At 45.5% G+C, this 16,020-nt stretch carries 16 protein-coding genes; all 16 read right to left on the bottom strand.

Features of this window, described 5'->3' with window-relative positions:
* Positions 1 to 48: 48 nt before the first annotated feature.
* The gene (locus A3193_RS18825; protein WP_069006520.1) at positions 49 to 783 is read right to left on the bottom strand and encodes a protein phosphatase CheZ; all 735 of its coding nucleotides are present in this window, start codon (positions 781 to 783) and stop codon (positions 49 to 51) included.
* Between the two features lie 26 nt (positions 784 to 809).
* Positions 810 to 1,181: a chemotaxis response regulator CheY gene (gene cheY, locus A3193_RS18820; protein ID WP_479686389.1), complete on the bottom strand. Its 372-nt coding sequence runs from the start codon at positions 1,179 to 1,181 to the stop codon at positions 810 to 812.
* A 76-nt stretch (positions 1,182 to 1,257) separates the two neighbouring features.
* Positions 1,258 to 2,004 carry an RNA polymerase sigma factor FliA gene (locus tag A3193_RS18815; RefSeq protein ID WP_069006521.1) on the bottom strand — a complete coding sequence of 249 codons (747 nt, stop codon included), beginning with the start codon at positions 2,002 to 2,004 and terminating at the stop codon, positions 1,258 to 1,260.
* Between the two features lie 4 nt (positions 2,005 to 2,008).
* Complete coding sequence (locus tag A3193_RS18810; protein ID WP_275531607.1) at positions 2,009 to 2,887, bottom strand: MinD/ParA family protein; 879 nt, start codon at positions 2,885 to 2,887, stop codon at positions 2,009 to 2,011.
* Positions 2,874 to 4,160, bottom strand: a complete 1,287-nt coding sequence (flhF, locus tag A3193_RS18805; RefSeq protein ID WP_069015586.1) for a flagellar biosynthesis GTPase FlhF — start codon at positions 4,158 to 4,160, stop codon at positions 2,874 to 2,876. The genes A3193_RS18810 and flhF overlap by 14 nt, the downstream gene beginning before the upstream one ends.
* 504 nt (positions 4,161 to 4,664) lie before the next feature.
* Positions 4,665 to 5,180 (bottom strand): DsrE family protein, encoded by a 516-nt coding sequence (locus A3193_RS18800; RefSeq protein ID WP_235615050.1) that lies wholly within the window; start codon positions 5,178 to 5,180, stop codon positions 4,665 to 4,667.
* A gap of 211 nt (positions 5,181 to 5,391) precedes the next feature.
* Entirely contained in the window at positions 5,392 to 5,769 is a 378-nt protein-coding gene (locus A3193_RS18795; protein ID WP_069015584.1) for a hypothetical protein, read from the bottom strand.
* A gap of 240 nt (positions 5,770 to 6,009) precedes the next feature.
* A complete protein-coding gene (locus A3193_RS18790; protein WP_069015583.1) occupies positions 6,010 to 7,155 on the bottom strand; it encodes a TolB-like translocation protein in 1,146 nt (381 codons plus the stop codon).
* A gap of 116 nt (positions 7,156 to 7,271) precedes the next feature.
* A complete protein-coding gene (locus A3193_RS18785) occupies positions 7,272 to 7,541 on the bottom strand; it encodes a hypothetical protein (RefSeq protein WP_069015582.1) in 270 nt (89 codons plus the stop codon).
* Between the two features lie 197 nt (positions 7,542 to 7,738).
* Entirely contained in the window at positions 7,739 to 8,851 is a 1,113-nt protein-coding gene (locus A3193_RS18780; RefSeq protein ID WP_141694634.1) for a TolB family protein, read from the bottom strand.
* A 75-nt stretch (positions 8,852 to 8,926) separates the two neighbouring features.
* Positions 8,927 to 9,130 (bottom strand): hypothetical protein, encoded by a 204-nt coding sequence (locus A3193_RS18775; protein ID WP_069015580.1) that lies wholly within the window; start codon positions 9,128 to 9,130, stop codon positions 8,927 to 8,929.
* A gap of 349 nt (positions 9,131 to 9,479) precedes the next feature.
* Positions 9,480 to 10,598 (bottom strand): PD40 domain-containing protein, encoded by a 1,119-nt coding sequence (locus tag A3193_RS18770; RefSeq protein WP_069015579.1) that lies wholly within the window; start codon positions 10,596 to 10,598, stop codon positions 9,480 to 9,482.
* A 79-nt stretch (positions 10,599 to 10,677) separates the two neighbouring features.
* The gene (locus A3193_RS18765) at positions 10,678 to 11,421 is read right to left on the bottom strand and encodes a hypothetical protein (protein WP_069015578.1); all 744 of its coding nucleotides are present in this window, start codon (positions 11,419 to 11,421) and stop codon (positions 10,678 to 10,680) included.
* Between the two features lie 927 nt (positions 11,422 to 12,348).
* Positions 12,349 to 12,687 (bottom strand): hypothetical protein, encoded by a 339-nt coding sequence (locus tag A3193_RS18760; RefSeq protein ID WP_069015577.1) that lies wholly within the window; start codon positions 12,685 to 12,687, stop codon positions 12,349 to 12,351.
* Positions 12,684 to 13,385: a hypothetical protein gene (locus tag A3193_RS18755; RefSeq protein ID WP_069015576.1), complete on the bottom strand. Its 702-nt coding sequence runs from the start codon at positions 13,383 to 13,385 to the stop codon at positions 12,684 to 12,686. The genes A3193_RS18760 and A3193_RS18755 overlap by 4 nt, the downstream gene beginning before the upstream one ends.
* A gap of 510 nt (positions 13,386 to 13,895) precedes the next feature.
* The gene (gene flhA, locus A3193_RS18750; RefSeq protein WP_069015575.1) at positions 13,896 to 15,992 is read right to left on the bottom strand and encodes a flagellar biosynthesis protein FlhA; all 2,097 of its coding nucleotides are present in this window, start codon (positions 15,990 to 15,992) and stop codon (positions 13,896 to 13,898) included.
* Positions 15,993 to 16,020: the final 28 nt, after the last annotated feature.

The following is a 16,020-nucleotide window of genomic DNA, read 5'->3' as shown; positions in this document are numbered from 1 at the left end:
GAATATTGCCATTCTTATTGACTGATATATCGGTCTGAACTCGAATAACTAAAATCCAAGACTTGAGAGCAGGTCATCCACGTCATCCTGACTGGTCACCTGATCGCCTTGATCGAGTCCAGGAATTGCCGGGCCAGCCAATTCTTCCTTCTCTTTCTTGCCAGAATCGTCTTCAAGCTTGTTGCCGGTAATGCGGACCAACATGACCAACTTCTCTTCCACATCATGTACCAGGGTGATTACCTTGCGGATAATCTGACCGGTAAGGTCCTGAAAATCCTGTGCCATCAGCACATCGGACAGGTTTTTGTGCAACTCTGCCGCATCCTCCTTTGACTTGAGCAGATACTGAGACAGGTCGCGACTCAGATCCACGAATTCTTCTTTATCCAACATGCGGGAACGCAGTCGCTCCCACTGCTCCGAAAGCTCAGTGGACTGTTTTTCGATTCCCTCGATCAACGGCATGCTCTTCTCCACTGCCGTGAGGGTACGATCCGCTGACTGCTCGGTCATGGTTATGACATAGGTCAACCGCTCCTTGGCATCCGGTATTTCCACAGTGGTCATGTCACTGATTTTGGCATCAAGTAAAAAACCGTTGATTGCATCATGCAGTTCACGGGTCAAACGACCGACTTCGAGGAACAACTGATCGTTACTTGCGGGGGTTGTTAAAGATGCAATCAGTCTCTCAGACTCTTTGTGATCGCCCGATTCCAAGCTGGCTACCAATGCTCTTGCCGTCTCTAACCGCTGCTGGTTATCCTGATTTTGCCCCATATTGATAAACTCCAGGCGATGGAAGCTCAACCCACACGTTCAAAGATCTTGTTGATCTTCTCTTCCAGGGTCGTAGCGGTGAAGGGTTTGACGACGTAACCGTTGACGCCGGCTTGAGCCGCTTCGATGATCTGCTCACGTTTTGATTCGGCAGTGACCATTAAAACCGGCAGACCGGCAAGCTTTTCGTCTGCCCGCACGGCTTTCAACAGATCGATACCGGTCATACCGGGCATATTCCAGTCGGAGACCAGAAAATCGAAATTACCGCTCTGCAGCATCGGCAGCGCCGTCAGACCGTCATCTGCTTCCTGGGTATTGTTGAAACCCAGATCACGTAGCAAGTTTTTGATAATACGCCTCATGGTGGAGAAATCGTCCACAATCAGGATCTTCATGTTTTTATCCAATGCTCACTCCCTCCTGCATATCACCGGTGATTTCCAAACTCGGCACACACAGGCCAACCAATTACTACTCTTCGTCACGTACCAGTGAGAGCCAGTCCGTCAAACGTGAACGGAGACGCAGAGTTGCCTGACTGTGTATCTGACAGACTCTGGATTCACTGACACCCAGCACATGGCCGATTTCACGAAGGTTCATTTCATCATCGTAATACATCGCGATTACCAATCGCTCCCGCTCCGGCAGGCTTGCAATCGCCTCCGCAAGCGCCTTCTTGAACGCATCCTTCTGCAAGCCATCGAACGGACTGTCCATCGGGCCTTCCCGGGTAGCCGGAAAACCGTCACTGACAGCGGTCAGTTCATCCAAACTGAAGATCCGGCAGCCGGTCGAATCCTGGAGAATCTGGTGATAATCCTCCAGACTCATATCCAGCGCTTTCGCCACTTCAACATCCCGGGCATCCCGGCCTTCGTTGTTTTCGATCTCACGCATCGCTTCCGCCACCATGCGTGCCTTTCGATGCACGGATCGTGGTGTCCAGTCGCTGCGTCTGATCTCATCCAGCATGGCGCCACGAATGCGGATACCCGCATAGGTTTCGAAGCTGGCACCCTGAGTGGGATCATAATTCTTACTCGCCTCAAGCAGGCCCAACATGCCGGCCTGTATCAGATCATCAGACTGCACATTGGGTGGTAGCCGATTCATCAGATGATAAGCAATCCTCTTCACCAGTCCTGCATGCTGATCAACCAGATCATTGTAGCTTTGCTGTTTTTGCACGGCGGTGTATGTCGCTAAACCGTTCACCGTCTTACTCCCCATTTTGGCTTGAAAATTGGATCAGGCGTTCGACAAAAAACTGCAGATCCCCACTGACTCCGGTTGGTACAGGCCAGTTATCGGCCTTTTTAGCTAAATTCTTGAACGCCTGCGCTACTCTGGAGCGAGGAAAAGCCTCGACAACCGGTTTTTGGCTCTTTACCGCCTTTCTGAGCTGCTCATCAAAAGGAATACTCCCCATGTAACTGAGCATAACATCAAGGTACTGATCGGTGACCCGACACATCTTATTGTATAGGTCCCTGCCCTCCTGGACGCTCTTCACCATATTCGCCAGTATACGAAATCGACTGATGCCATGCTCACGATTTAACAACTTGATAATCGCATAGGCATCGGTGATCGAGGCCGGTTCGTCACACACCACCACAATCTGCTCCTGAGCAGCCCGGCTGAAGCTGATCACCAGATCGGAGATGCCGGCTGCCGTATCGATCAGCAGCACATCCACATCGTTGGCCACCTCGCTGAACGCATGGATCAACCCGGCGTTTTCAGCACGCGACATTTCAGCCATATGCTGCATACCGGACGCCCCGGGCACGACTTTCATGCCTTTCGGTCCGGTAACAATGATATCTTCCAGTGAAGACTCCCCCCGCATCACGTGGGAGAGATTGTGTTCAGCATGTAATCCGAGTACCACATCCAGATTGGCGAGACCCATATCCGCATCCAGTAGCATGACCCTTCGCCCGAGTTCTTGCAAGGCCACACCGAGATTGGCGGAGATATTGGTTTTGCCTACCCCACCTTTACCTCCGGTGACAGCGATCACTCTGACGGGTTCTGGATTCACCATTCTGCGCAGTCCGGTAGCCTGATCTTCGATCTGTTCAGACATTTGCATGTTCACTCGTTCCTCCGAAGGCCATAGCCAGATACTCCTCATCGGGTTGATGCTCTGTCTGTTGCGTCATTTCAACAGCCTGCCGAATTAATTGCTCTGCCCGGGCGACCTGAATATCTTCAGGCACCCGCTGACCGTTTGTGGTGAATGCCAGAGGCAACCGGGACTCCAATAGTGCGGAGACCACGCCACCCAGTGAAGCGGCTTCATCCATTTTGGTCAGAATCGCGCCAATCGGGGCAATCGCACCAAATGAACGTATTGCATGGCTCAACGCTCTCCGCTGGGTGGTTGCCGAGAGGGTTAGCAGCGCCTTGACCGGATGATTGCCCTGCTTCAGCAGGCCGAGTCGCTCTGTCAGTTTCAGATCCCGTTGCCCCATGCCGGCGGTGTCGATCAACACCAGCCGCTTTTCGGAAAAAGCATGCAGTGCACTGCTCAGCTCTTCGGCTGTAGCCGCACTGCGAACCGGCACATCGAGAATCTGACCATAATTCTGTAGTTGTTCCTGGGCGCCGATTCGATAGCTGTCGGCTGAGATCAAGGCGAGGTGACGATTACCGTGACGCAGGCAGAATTTGGCGGCCAGCTTGGCGATGGTGGTGGTTTTGCCCACACCAGTGGGGCCGACCAGGGCCAATACCCCACCCGCATTCAGCAGGTCATTGCTCTCCACCGACAACTCACGGCGCAGGTGATTCAGTGCCTGATGCCAGGCTTGTTCAGGAGATTCGGCATCTTCGGCCCGATAGGCGAGTTCACGACAATGGGCCGCATCCAGACCCAGGCCCATCAACTGTCGGATCAACTCCTGAGTCTGGGGGCGACGATGGCCGAGATCACGCCAGGTCAACTCGGAAAGCTCGTTCTCCATCATTCGCCGCAGCGCCTGCATCTCCTGACGCATCTCCCGCAATACCGGATCCTGACTCCACTCAACCCGAGGTCTCTCCAGGGCAGGCTCCGGATCGTAGTCAGCCTTTTGCTTGACTCGATCGGTCTCAGGTTTGATTTTCTCTTCGATATCCGTGTAAGCGGCGGTTGCAAAGTTTCTGCTTACAGCAGGCTGGGATTGGGTGATGGATTCTTCGGTCTCGATAGCGGTTGGCTGGGTACTGTTGAAGGCGGATTCATCGTAATCCACCGCAGCCACCAGTTCGACCCCCCCTTCCACACCTTTGTTTGAGAGGATCACTGCATCAGCGCCCAAAGCTTCTCGAACCTGACGTAAGGCCTGTCTCATGTCAGAGGCGAAAAAACGTCTTATTTTCATAATCCGTAATCTCCGGCAGTCACCCGTCTTCGGGCTTGTGCCTGTTAATCTGCTTAGCTAAAAACATCGCAGCAATTAGTTCCGGGTTAGCTAAAATAGAGCCGGCAATAACCCGTCAAACTCTCCCCACACACGGCTCCTAATGATCATATGCAACAACCATTCCAATCGTGACAGGGAGTTTTGAGATCTGGAATATTTTCGGTTTTACAATGAGTTGGAAGAAATGACCTGATTTGCCAACGGGTCAGTCAAGGCCCCGGCACGCCAGGGTATTGACTCCTTACAGAGGGCAGCGCCAAGGTTTCGGCAGAGAGAATTCCGTCGAACAGGGAGTCTGCAATCAGCACCGATACTCAACAGAAATGGAAGTGGAACAAGCGGGTTTCGATGCGGATACCAATCACAAAGAGATTGATGATTCGAACAACGACGAGCGCCTGTTACCGGCCAGAGTGGAACTGGCCGGTAACAGGCGGATGAAAAATCCGGTAAGGCGGCCAATCAGAAGATTGGCACCAGTTTGTGCCCTTGTGTCTGCCAGCCGATGAGGGAGATAAATCCGTCCCCCACCACCTCCATCTGAGGTAAGACAGTCTCATTCTCAACCTTGAAGACACGGTTCGCAATGGCGCACACTTCCATGCGCACCCCCTTCTGTTTAAGGATTTTGGCGGTTTCAGCAATGGATTTGAGGTCGTCGCCGAACTCCATCTCCAGGGTGTCGTCAGGCTTGGTGGAGAGATAGCGCACCGTCTCACCGATGAACACCAGCACCATATTCGGTGTAACGCCTTGTTTTACAAGGCCTTCATGGGTACCACGGATGATATCGAGATAGAACTCCGTCTTACGTGGGTTGGTAAAGTCGATGAGAAACACACTTTTAGTCGCTTTCTCGCCATTGAGTGCGGCTGAGTCATCAATTGTCAGCTCTGCCTGAGCTATTCCGGCGATTAATAGTAGTGAGGCAAACACCATTCCAGCCCAAGCGAGGGCGCGATTTTGAAGAGAGATCAATTCAGCCACCAAGCAGTTAGTTTAAAAGATGCATAAACATAAAATGAATGTTCATTTCGGTCAACCCCTCTTACCTCATAAAGAACTTAATTTCACAAAGTCGTTCCTACTGATCAGTTACTGCCGTGACGGCTTGAATCCCCTATGCTTACCGACGCCATGCTCAATAGGCCGGCTTCTTACGGCAGGGTTTGGATATTGCAAGACTCTGTTAACCGATCAGCCAACGCATCTGCTGAAGTTGACACCTCCAGGAAGATCGGCTCATCCCCTGCCCAGTCATTTCATTCACGGAATCTGATGGTGAGTTATGGAAGAACAAAATCGCGACCGCCATGACCAATGAGGTGAGCGGGATTGAAACCAATCCTGCCAGCACTGCATATTCGGCATAATGGAGAAGCAGATGACTAACCACTACCCCGATCAGGGAGAGCATGCATGAGAGCAGGACGACCGACATTTGAAACAGTGTAACCAGCTTATGAATTCTACGAATATCCTTCATCTTGTTTGTTCCCTGAATTAAATATTTATAAATTCGTTTTGCATTGCGAATCAAATTCAATAACCACAGGATCCACTCCATAACCGATCGGACACCCGTTGAGAGTTGCAGTATGTATTTTTTATTGGTGATTGATTGTTGATAAAAAGATCAGATCATCACTACTCAAGCCTACGATGAAACACGGACATGTAATATTGCAGTTACTCTAAGTAGGTTTGATCATTCTTTGTGTTGTCAAAGCCATTTTGCTTAACAGTAGTCATAAAGGGCTTTGCCCCCTTTAATCAAGAATGGGTGTCTAGCTAGATCAGTAATACATTATTGAATCCACATAAAAACAGCGTCATCAAAACGATACCTCAAATCCTTTGAATCGTTTTTATAGTTTGTTTTTAATCGTATTATACCATCTTTACCTTCATCATTTATCTTAACGTTCCTGCTATCTGATGGAACCGCATACAAACTCCCTGGCCAACTATCAAATAATCCACTTGGGATATAGCCTTCAATAAGTAGGATATATCTACCATCAGGTGACCAAGCTAATGACCCAAATACTTCAGCGCCATCTCCATTTTCGCTTTCTCTGTTTGCAAACCTATGAAAATCGGTTCCATCGATATTGATTACCCATGGTGTTTGGGGTGTGTATGAACCAGTTAAATGTGACTTGAACAAATTAAATGCAATTCTTTCTCCGTCTGGGCTTACCCTTACAGCCCCGCCAATTCCGATATAATCAGAAAGTTCAGGGTAATCTCTCATAAAAAATATACTTGTCCCTTCAGTACTGTAAGGTGATGTTACATATATTCCGCCGTTATACGCATAAACCAATCTGTTATCATTGGTCCATTCAAAGGAAATAGGACCATCATCAGGCATAACTGTAAATGATATTTCTTCATTGTTTACATTATTAATAATTAATAATGTTGGCGAATCGGTATATGCCTCATCACTAAATGTGTATGCATAATAATTTCCATTTTTTGAAAACTTAGCAATATCAACAGACTGATATAGCTCATACCTTTCTCCAATCATTTCACCAGTGTTTGTATTGTACATTTCAATGCAGTCAAGGCTATATCCTTCAACACAATCATTTATAGCTACTATATATTTATCACCAGTACTACTTGGGAATGCATTGTAATTTGGATGTCTTCCGTAAGTATTTACAGGATCGGTGCAATAAAAATCATCACCCACAACATCAAAGTCTAGGCAATAGCTATCCCATAAAATACCTGGCACTCTTTTACCTTTGCCGGTTGGTATATCAATGATCCACCCATCTTGTGTAAATATTTTCCCGGCCAGTCCTCCATTTACGTTTCCATCACCAGGATTGCTGTCGTCTCCAACGTCACCACTACTACCACCACCCCCACATCCAACTAACGAATGGGAGATAATCAATATTAATAAATATTTTATAATCTTCATTTTAGGCATTGGTATATTCCAATCGTAAAATTCAGGAGGTGGTTAAAATTCCTATCATCAAAAACCAAAAAATACCAGACACCCTTTCAGGTGCCTGATATTTGATACGTATATAGTGATAAAACTTACTGTTTTCTTGCCATTGAGGAAAGACCTTCACCTACAGATTTCAATACAGTTGAAGTTGCTTCTGAGCACATTGCGAATAACTTCGCCTCAGCTTGAAATTCTGCTTGCGCCTTAGTGAAATCTTTACCTTTTTCCTGCTTTATTTGCGCTTTTTCATCATCAGACTTTCCTTTAAGGTCTGCATCTGAAACCGACGATTTTTCCATTTTATCCTGAGCTTGCATCATCTTTTGCAAATGATTGCCTACAATAACCCAGACACCCATCACTATTGAATCAACTATAAAGAAATAATGCCTTTCATATCACTAGGGGTAACACTGACAGAATTAGATGACACATACACTTGTATTTCATCTACAATTATTCCAGTTTGATATTGGAATATTCAATCCAATATCAAGATGAGTTTGTATGATTAAAGTGATTAAAGGGGTTAAATGATTAAAAGTGTCAAAGCCTTTTATGGTATCCATTCAAACGCTTCACCATAGGATTTTGTATCAAAAACCGTTGATGAACCGGGCCCATCAATATCATGCATAAATGGTATTACCTCTTTGTTTCTCTCTCCAGGTACTGTAGACAGCATATATACTTTTCCTTGATTTTCAGCAGGAACAACATAAAGATTTCCTGAAGCACCTAACACATCACGATCTTGTCCTGTAACATATCCCTCTTCAAGTAGTATCCAGCGCCCATCAGGCGACCAAGATGGAGATGTTATTTTAGGATCACCCTCAGGAACATCAGCCAGTAATCTAATATTTGTTCCATCTATATCCATTACATAAGCTTTTGCCACTATTGACGTGAAAGCCGTTGAATCTGAAGCAATAGTAAATACTATTTTCATTTCATCGTTACTTATATCAAAATCACTTAACCATCCACCATTACTAATATTATCTGGCAATGTCATTGTTTGATCGCCTTCGGTAGAGTATGGCTTAGTTATTACAAACCTTGTACCATCAAGGTACATAATTCGCCCATCTCTAAACCATCTTATCTTTCTACTCTCCATTCTTCTATAACTGAGAAGATCTCCATTTATCGTATAAATTTCAAACCACTCTTGATCAGTTGATCCAGGATTAAAATCTCTAAAAAGTGCTATATATTGATAATCGTATGACATTTGTAATTCATATACATCATGTAGCAAATCAAATCCATCTATAAAGTTACCATTATAATCCTGCAGATATATACAAGACATATCCCTCGACAATGCATCTTCATTTTCTTTCTTACAATGTATCGCATTTACGAGAAAATAATTGTGATCGTTTTGTATTGCCCTCTTTCTAAATTTAACAAGTCCACCTGGAAATCGGCTTTTTTGGTTGGACCAATCTGTATTAGCAATTACTCTTGCTGTTCCTGATAATGCGTCAATTAAATAGGCGTAATTCCCTGTATCTTGTGAAAACAAGTAACCTGACAACTCATCATTAGATGAATTAGAATTCGGTGACCCAGCATCATCACCACTTCCACTACCCCCACCACATGAAGTTATAAACACTAAAGCCACACAATTTAGTAAAAAATACCGTTTATATAACATCATATTTTCCTTTAACAAAATAAAACCAGAGGCTGGTATAGCCTCTGGTGTGCCAAGTAAGGATCGATATTTTTATTATTGCTTACGTGCTATTAAAGTAAGACCCTCGCCCAATGACTTAAGATATGTCGCAGTCATATTTGCAACCATATTAAACATCTGCATGTTTGCTTGGTACTGAGACTTATCTTCAAGAAATTCATTTCTTTGCTTCTCTTTATCCTCAGCTGATTGTGAGTCATTACCACCTTGAGTTGCTCCACTTTTGCTAAAGTACACGCTAGTGCAACCAACCAATTCCCTTCGATCCCTCCACCTTCTCTATTATCATCACATTCATTTTCTGCATTCTAGAAAGCTGCATTTGCAATTAATGGGGTTAACACACTTTTTCAAAACTTTTTTTGATAAATGGCTTTGACCACTTTAATTCAACAGGATCCAGACTAAACAAACAGACTAATAATAAGATTTATTATTTTACAGTACAGGAGATTATGCACACCAAATCCTTATACTCTATAATAGTGACACAAAGCGGTATTTTTATTTTGCACGTGATCTTGAAAGCAAGCTAAGGTGACATGCGCATATGTTATTTTTTATTGATTGTCTATTAACATTTTGGTCAAGGTATCCATTCATACCTCCGACCAGATGATCTTAGTGAGAGGGTCTCACTAGGTCCCGCACCATCTTGATCATGCCATACCTGAATTACTTCCTGTGATCTTTTACTATCATCAACACTTAGTATAAAAACCTTACCTAGATTTTCTGAAGGTACAATATATATATACCCTGCGGTTCCTGGAACATTTTGATCTTGCCCCTCAATATTTCCTTCTTCTAAAATAATCCAATTTCCATTTGGCGACCAAGTTGGATCAGTAATGTTAGCTGTCTCATTCGCAGGAACATCCGCGAGTAATCTAACATTTGTGCCATCAGTATTCATTATATAGAGTTTTGCCTCAACTGATGTAAATGCCGTACTCTCTGATGCATAAGTAAAAACAATTTGAGACTGATCGCTACTAGTATCAAAATCTGATATCCACCCATCGCCGATGCTATCTGGTAATATTAAGCTGTAGTCAGTATCCGTCGAATATGGTTTGGTAAATACGAAACGTCTCCCATCACCATAGACAATACCCCCACTAAAAAGCCATTGAATATTCCTTGCTCGTAACCTTCTATCACTAAGGAATCTTCCATCTATAGTAAAAACTTCAAACCATTCTTGGCCTGATACACCAGGATTAAAATTTCTAAATAATGCCAAGTATTGACCATCTGGTGAAAGCTCTACATTTGAGACATCATATAACAAATCAATCTGGCCCAAATAATTACCCGAATAATCTTGGAAGAAAATGCAAGACATACTAGTAGCTAGAGGATCTGGATTTTCTCCTTTGCAATTTACCGCCAACCCTACAAACTGAGAATTACTGTTTTGTACTGAGTACTTGTAATATCTCGCAATACCGTAAGGAAATCTTTCATCTTGATTTTCCCAGTCTGTATTTGGGATTATGGATGCAATTCCTGTCGACAAATCTACTAAGTATGCCTTATCCCCAGACTCTTCAGAAAACAAATACCCTGTTAAATTATTATTGACACTTTGATCATTTGACTGTTCAGAATTTTCAGCATCCCCACCTGATCCACCACCACACGAAGATAGCAGCATTAGAAGCAAAGCGATAACAACATACTTAACAAAATTTATACTCATAAAATCATGTTCAATGTTATGGATAGTAAAATGCCAGAGAGCGTCTAGCTCTCTAGCATTTAATCTATCTAATAAGCTATTATTGCTTACGGGCTATTGAAGTTAAACCTTCACCAAGTGATTTAAGTGATGTAGCAGTCATATTTGCTACCATATTAAACATCTGCATATTAGCCTGGTATTGCGATTGAGCTTCTAAAAATTGATTTCGTTGAGCTTCTTGTTGTTCTGCTGATTTATCTCCACCAGATACTGCCGCACTACCATTCTCTTTCATGGTATCCATGTTCTTCATTGCAGCAGTCAAGAATTTCTGTTGAACTTTAGCAAGCGAGCCAGCAAGAGCTACTAACCAATTACCATCACTGCCATTCTTTTCTTCATCTTGTTCATTTTCAGCACAACTATAAGCGGCATTTGTATGTCCAGCACCTTGTGTTCTCGTACAATTATCATAACCAGACTGCTGTGATTGAGAAGTCGCCTGATCATATACTCCGTTACATCCCTGTTGACATTCTGATGGAACATCCTGCATATTATCTTTCATCCAATCCTGGATAAACTGCTTCATCTCATCTTGTATAAACTTTGGTAATCCACAGTTCTCGACATGTTGGTTAGCTACATTAGCTGCATCCTGCTGTATACAGTTCGCTAATCCTCCAGCAACATTTTGCTGACCAAACTGGCTCATCAACTGCTCAAGTTGTTGTCCAATCATTCCACCAAGCATTTTTCCAATCTGCGCACCAATGGGGCCACCAAACATACCCCCAACAACGCCACCGACCATTCCACCAACTGAACTGAGAAAACCCATATCCTTTCTCCTAATAATTACAAATATTTAAATATTTTTAATCAGCGGCATCGAATCAGCTTCCATGCCTGCATCCTTTTCGATCGTCACCCAGTTTATTTAGATGACGACTTTACTGTATGCCTAACGGAGGTGTTGGGAAATCCGGAATTGCCCTAGCTAGGGTTAGCACCTATCCGTGGTTGATTGATCAATCCTTTGAACCTCTCTAGGTTTTATGAAGAGACCGATTATATGTTGATTAGTCAGATTGAACAAGAATTAGCTTCCTGCAACGCTTCTAGGATATATAAATAAAAGCAATAGTTTACAGCCAGCGTTTAATTATTAGTAGCCCTAATCTTCAATGAATTATTGATTACAGTACCTTCTTTAGCATTAACTAAACACCCCTCTATTAAGATATAGAACCAGAACAGTTTATAGCTTCGCTCCATAGATGTGATGAAGCTCACGTTCAGCTTTATCATGTTGCCAAAGGAAGTTATTATATACGTAAGCCTCGATAAAAAATCAGTGTATTTTTATTACATTTTTTAATATTTTGTGGAGAAGACTGTCTCATACCGTCCATTCCAGTAGATCTAGCCACTTCGTTAACAAATAAAAAATAACACACACATAAAACACTGACATACTAATAACGAAAGTGTAGGCAATTAGTTTTTCGAGATAGGTAGCATATTGTGAGATTTTAAATTCACTGTTATATATCGGATCCTGGATGTGGTTAGGAAGCACGCATGAAAGAATAAGTCGAATAGTGCGAGAAAAGCCAATACTGGTACATTTATGGATTCTACCGAGCGGGTGGTCTTTTAGAAGCTTACATGCATGCCGATACAATGTTACTCGAGAAACAACAAGACTTAAAATTATTAACGCCACATTTCCAACACCAAAAAATGAATAATATAATTCCCACATTTAACTACGTGTTTTAAACCAATCGTAAATTTTTTCAGCAACTACTTTAACACCAATGTCGGCACCAATTGCTGCGGCACCGCCAACAACCACGCCTGCAACAAGTCCAATAGGTGAAAAAGCAATCGCCGCTCCTATCACCACACCTGCCGCCATACCGGCTGTAAAACCGACTGACTGAACCACTGCCTCACGCTTCCAAGATGGATCATTAGAATTGTAATTTTCTATGACACTCTTCGCACGAAAAACACCATCTATCACAATTAATGCAGGGCCTGCTATTCTCCCTAATTTAGCAAACTTCATCAATTTTTGAGCATCATCGCAGTTACTCACCGGAACTGATTCCCTGACAACCCGACCGTTTTGGTTGATGTTCTTTTTGTACCAAAGCTATTTCTTTCAAGCAGCGGTTGTTTCTTGTCCTTCAGTGCGCCACTCATTTCATCGAAAGCCCGGGCCAATTCCTGTTCTTTTTTTGCAATCGTTACCGGTGCAGCTTTGTGATTTCTTAGGTCTTCGTATTGCTTAAGATACCCATCATAGTTTTCTATGCTATCAACTAGCTTTACTGAAGAAGTCAGCAATGCAGCCCCAGCTCCACTACTAAAGGTGTTAACGGTTCCAGCTATGGGTAGTATCCTGTCTCCTACCGCCTGCTCTGCAGTTTCATTATGAGTGTAGTTAACAGCAGTACTACCTTGCCGCTCATACACCGCTTCCATAAAGCTACGACTCTCTTTTCCAGCATGGCCGTATACTGTTTTCAATGCATATTGCCCATCTATGCTCTCGGCAAATTGATTGATGCCCTCTTCCCCAGCCGCACTGACGAACCCATCCGCCAATTCTGAACGTTGGTTAGAGGTGGTCTGATCGAACTGCCGTTTTACCAGCGTCTCTTTTTGAGAACTGTTTAAGGCTCTCACAAAAAGTTTCATACCTGGGTTTTGCGCGGCAGCTGAACTCGATTGAGGCAGGGAGGCCGCCACATGTCCGGCTAGTGTATTTAAACTATTGGCTGCGAGTGACATTCTTCCCTCCTTGGAACGAACATAAGATTGATAGCTTGTCTAATACTATTGATAAACGCTCGCACCTGGATATAGGGAATTACCCTAGCCGCTTCTTGCGGGTTTGCAGGCTTCCAAATAGCAACCAGCTATCGATACATAAAGTTTTTATAATTTCTGCTTGTCATTTGATAGCCGGTCAATCAGATTTTAAACTTATGATCAACAAGAGCCTTATGGTGTACGACATGTAGTCGCTAGGGGCATATTCTGATGGATTTCTTGAAATTCAGGCAATAGATCTAGGCAGGGCATATGAAAGATGGCAGCTAATTTCCAACGGATCTCGGCACACCTTAAGGCACTATAATCTCGGCAATTTTGAAGTCTCTTGCGTTGATCGGCTTGGTAATGATTCCTAATGAACGCATTGGAGAATCGCACATCAATGATGTGTGCAAAAGCCCAAATTAAAATTCAATAACATCAGAAAACGGCATAGTCTGATACCAGTTTAAAATTCACATGACACTAAGCACTTACCGTAGCTTCACCATTTCCTATGGTTGAAATCACTTTGATCTGCCGATTATCCGGCACTTCGTTATACGAGAGAATATGCATTCCCGGCGCCGTATGCTTGGCAAAACGGGCCATCCAGGCACGGATGGGCGCGGCCACCAGCAGAACACTCTGCTGACCTTGCGCCTCCATTGAGGCGTGAGTCTCCGCCAATGCGGTCTGCAGCCTTTCTGCCAGGCCAGGCTCGAAACCGGCCTGCCCCTCTTCCGAGGATTGCAATGTACGTTGTAACAACTGCTCCAGACCTGGATCCAGCACCGCAACTGGAATCTCATCGGTGGTACCGATCAGCTTCTGTACTATGCCCCTGGACAAGGCCACTCGTACAGCCGCTGTCAATGCGCCGGGATCCTGGGTTCTGGTGGATTGCTCAGCCAGTGTCTCGGCAATGGTGCGGAAATCCCGAATCGGCACATGCTCCGACAACAGATTCTGTAGGATCTTGGTGACAACGCTCAATGACAGGGTCTTCGGCACCAGGTCCTCAACCAGTTTCGGGGTAGTACGGGCCAGCATATCGAGTAACTGCTGGGTCTCTTCATGACCGAGCAGTTCATTCGCCTGGGACTGGAGGATTTCACTCAAATGGGTTGCCACCACGGTACTTGCATCCACCACGGTATAGCCCAGTGTCTGTGCATGATCCTTCTGCTCCGGATCGACCCATACCGCATCCAGACCGAAGGTGGGATCCTTGGTGGGCGTTCCCGGCAGTTGACCGAATACCTGTCCCGGATTGATTGCCAGTTCACGATCCGGAAAGATCTCCACTTCAGCGACTACCACACCGTTGAGCGAAATCCGATAGCTGTTTGGCGACAGATCCAGGTTATCCCGTATGTGCACAGAAGGTATCAGGAAACCGAGCTCCTGGGAGAGTTTCCGGCGAACCCCTTTGATACGGTTCATCAGCTGACCGCCCTGGTTACGGTCAACCAGAGGTATCAGACGATAGCCAACTTCGAGCCCCACCAGGTCGACCGGCTGCACATCCTCCCAACTCAGATCCCGCTGCTCAGGTTGCTCAACCGGCTCTTCGATCAACATCTCCTCTTCCGGCTCCTGTTGACGCTGCCAGATCAGCCAGGCGGCACCGCCCGCCGCAGCAGCAAGGGTAAGAAAAGCAAAATTGGGCATACCGGGAATCACACCCATCAACAGCAAGACGGTTGCAGCGACCGCCAGCGCCTTGGGGCTGGTGAACAGCTGACTGATAATCTGCCCACCCACATCCTGGGTACTCGCCACCCGGGTAACGATGATCGCCGCAGAGGTAGAGAGCAGCAGCGAGGGGATCTGCGCAACCAGGCCGTCACCGATGGTCAGCAGCACATAGTTCTGCAGTGCTGTGGAGAAGGCCAGATCGTGCTGAGCCATACCGATCGAGAGGCCGCCGATGATGTTGATGAAGAGGATCAGAATACCGGCGATGGCATCACCACGAACGAACTTACTGGCACCATCCATCGCCCCGTAAAAGTCGGCTTCCCGCGCCACATCCTCACGACGTGTGCGGGCTTCATCCTGATCGATCAGACCCGAGTTGAGATCCGCATCGATGGCCATCTGCTTACCGGGCATCGCATCCAGGGTAAACCGCGCACTGACTTCCGATACCCGGCCCGCACCCTTGGTGACCACCACGAAGTTGATGATCACCAGGATCAGGAACACCACCAGACCGACCGCATAGTTACCACCGATAACAAATGCGCCGAATGCCTCGATCACCTTACCCGCCGCATCACCACCAGTATGCCCCTCCAGCAGCACCACCCGGGTCGACGCCACATTCAATGCCAGGCGCAACAGTGTGGCGATCAACAACATGCTGGGAAAAACTGAAAACTCCAGCGGGCGTTTTGTGTAGACGACAACCAGCATCACCACCAGGGAGAGGGTGATGTTGAAGGTGAAAAACAGATCCAGGGCTATCGGTGGCAATGGGATAACCAACATCGCCAACAACATCAGCAGGACCAATGGCGCACCCAGGCCTCGGGCCCCAAACTGTTTGACGTTGTCTAAGATTGTTGTGTTATCCATCTATCTGTTCCGCTTTATGCGACACTCT

The organism is Candidatus Thiodiazotropha endoloripes (assembly GCF_001708965.1).
In the GTDB taxonomy this organism is placed as follows: Bacteria; Pseudomonadota; Gammaproteobacteria; order Chromatiales; family Chromatiaceae; genus Thiodiazotropha; species Thiodiazotropha endoloripes.
The sequence above is the reverse complement of the archived record's forward strand: the minus strand, read 5'-3'. Positions and strand labels throughout refer to the sequence as shown.

Bases quoted from the DNA above. Each gene is read 5' to 3' on its own strand.
- flhA (WP_069015575.1), bottom strand. From the start codon at position 15,992: ATGGATAACACAACAATCTTAGACAACGTCAAACAGTTTGGGGCCCGA.
- A3193_RS18810 (WP_275531607.1), bottom strand. From the start codon at position 2,887: ATGCAAATGTCTGAACAGATCGAAGATCAGGCTACCGGACTGCGCAGA.
- cheY (WP_479686389.1), bottom strand. From the start codon at position 1,181: ATGAAGATCCTGATTGTGGACGATTTCTCCACCATGAGGCGTATTATC.
- A3193_RS18785 (WP_069015582.1), bottom strand. From the start codon at position 7,541: ATGGGTGTCTGGGTTATTGTAGGCAATCATTTGCAAAAGATGATGCAA.
- A3193_RS18755 (WP_069015576.1), bottom strand. From the start codon at position 13,385: ATGTCACTCGCAGCCAATAGTTTAAATACACTAGCCGGACATGTGGCG.
- A3193_RS18795 (WP_069015584.1), bottom strand. From the start codon at position 5,769: ATGGAGTGGATCCTGTGGTTATTGAATTTGATTCGCAATGCAAAACGA.
- A3193_RS18770 (WP_069015579.1), bottom strand. From the start codon at position 10,598: ATGAGTATAAATTTTGTTAAGTATGTTGTTATCGCTTTGCTTCTAATG.
- flhF (WP_069015586.1), bottom strand. From the start codon at position 4,160: ATGAAAATAAGACGTTTTTTCGCCTCTGACATGAGACAGGCCTTACGT.
- A3193_RS18765 (WP_069015578.1), bottom strand. From the start codon at position 11,421: ATGGGTTTTCTCAGTTCAGTTGGTGGAATGGTCGGTGGCGTTGTTGGG.
- A3193_RS18825 (WP_069006520.1), bottom strand. From the start codon at position 783: ATGGGGCAAAATCAGGATAACCAGCAGCGGTTAGAGACGGCAAGAGCA.
- A3193_RS18780 (WP_141694634.1), bottom strand. From the start codon at position 8,851: ATGTTATATAAACGGTATTTTTTACTAAATTGTGTGGCTTTAGTGTTT.
- A3193_RS18790 (WP_069015583.1), bottom strand. From the start codon at position 7,155: ATGCCTAAAATGAAGATTATAAAATATTTATTAATATTGATTATCTCC.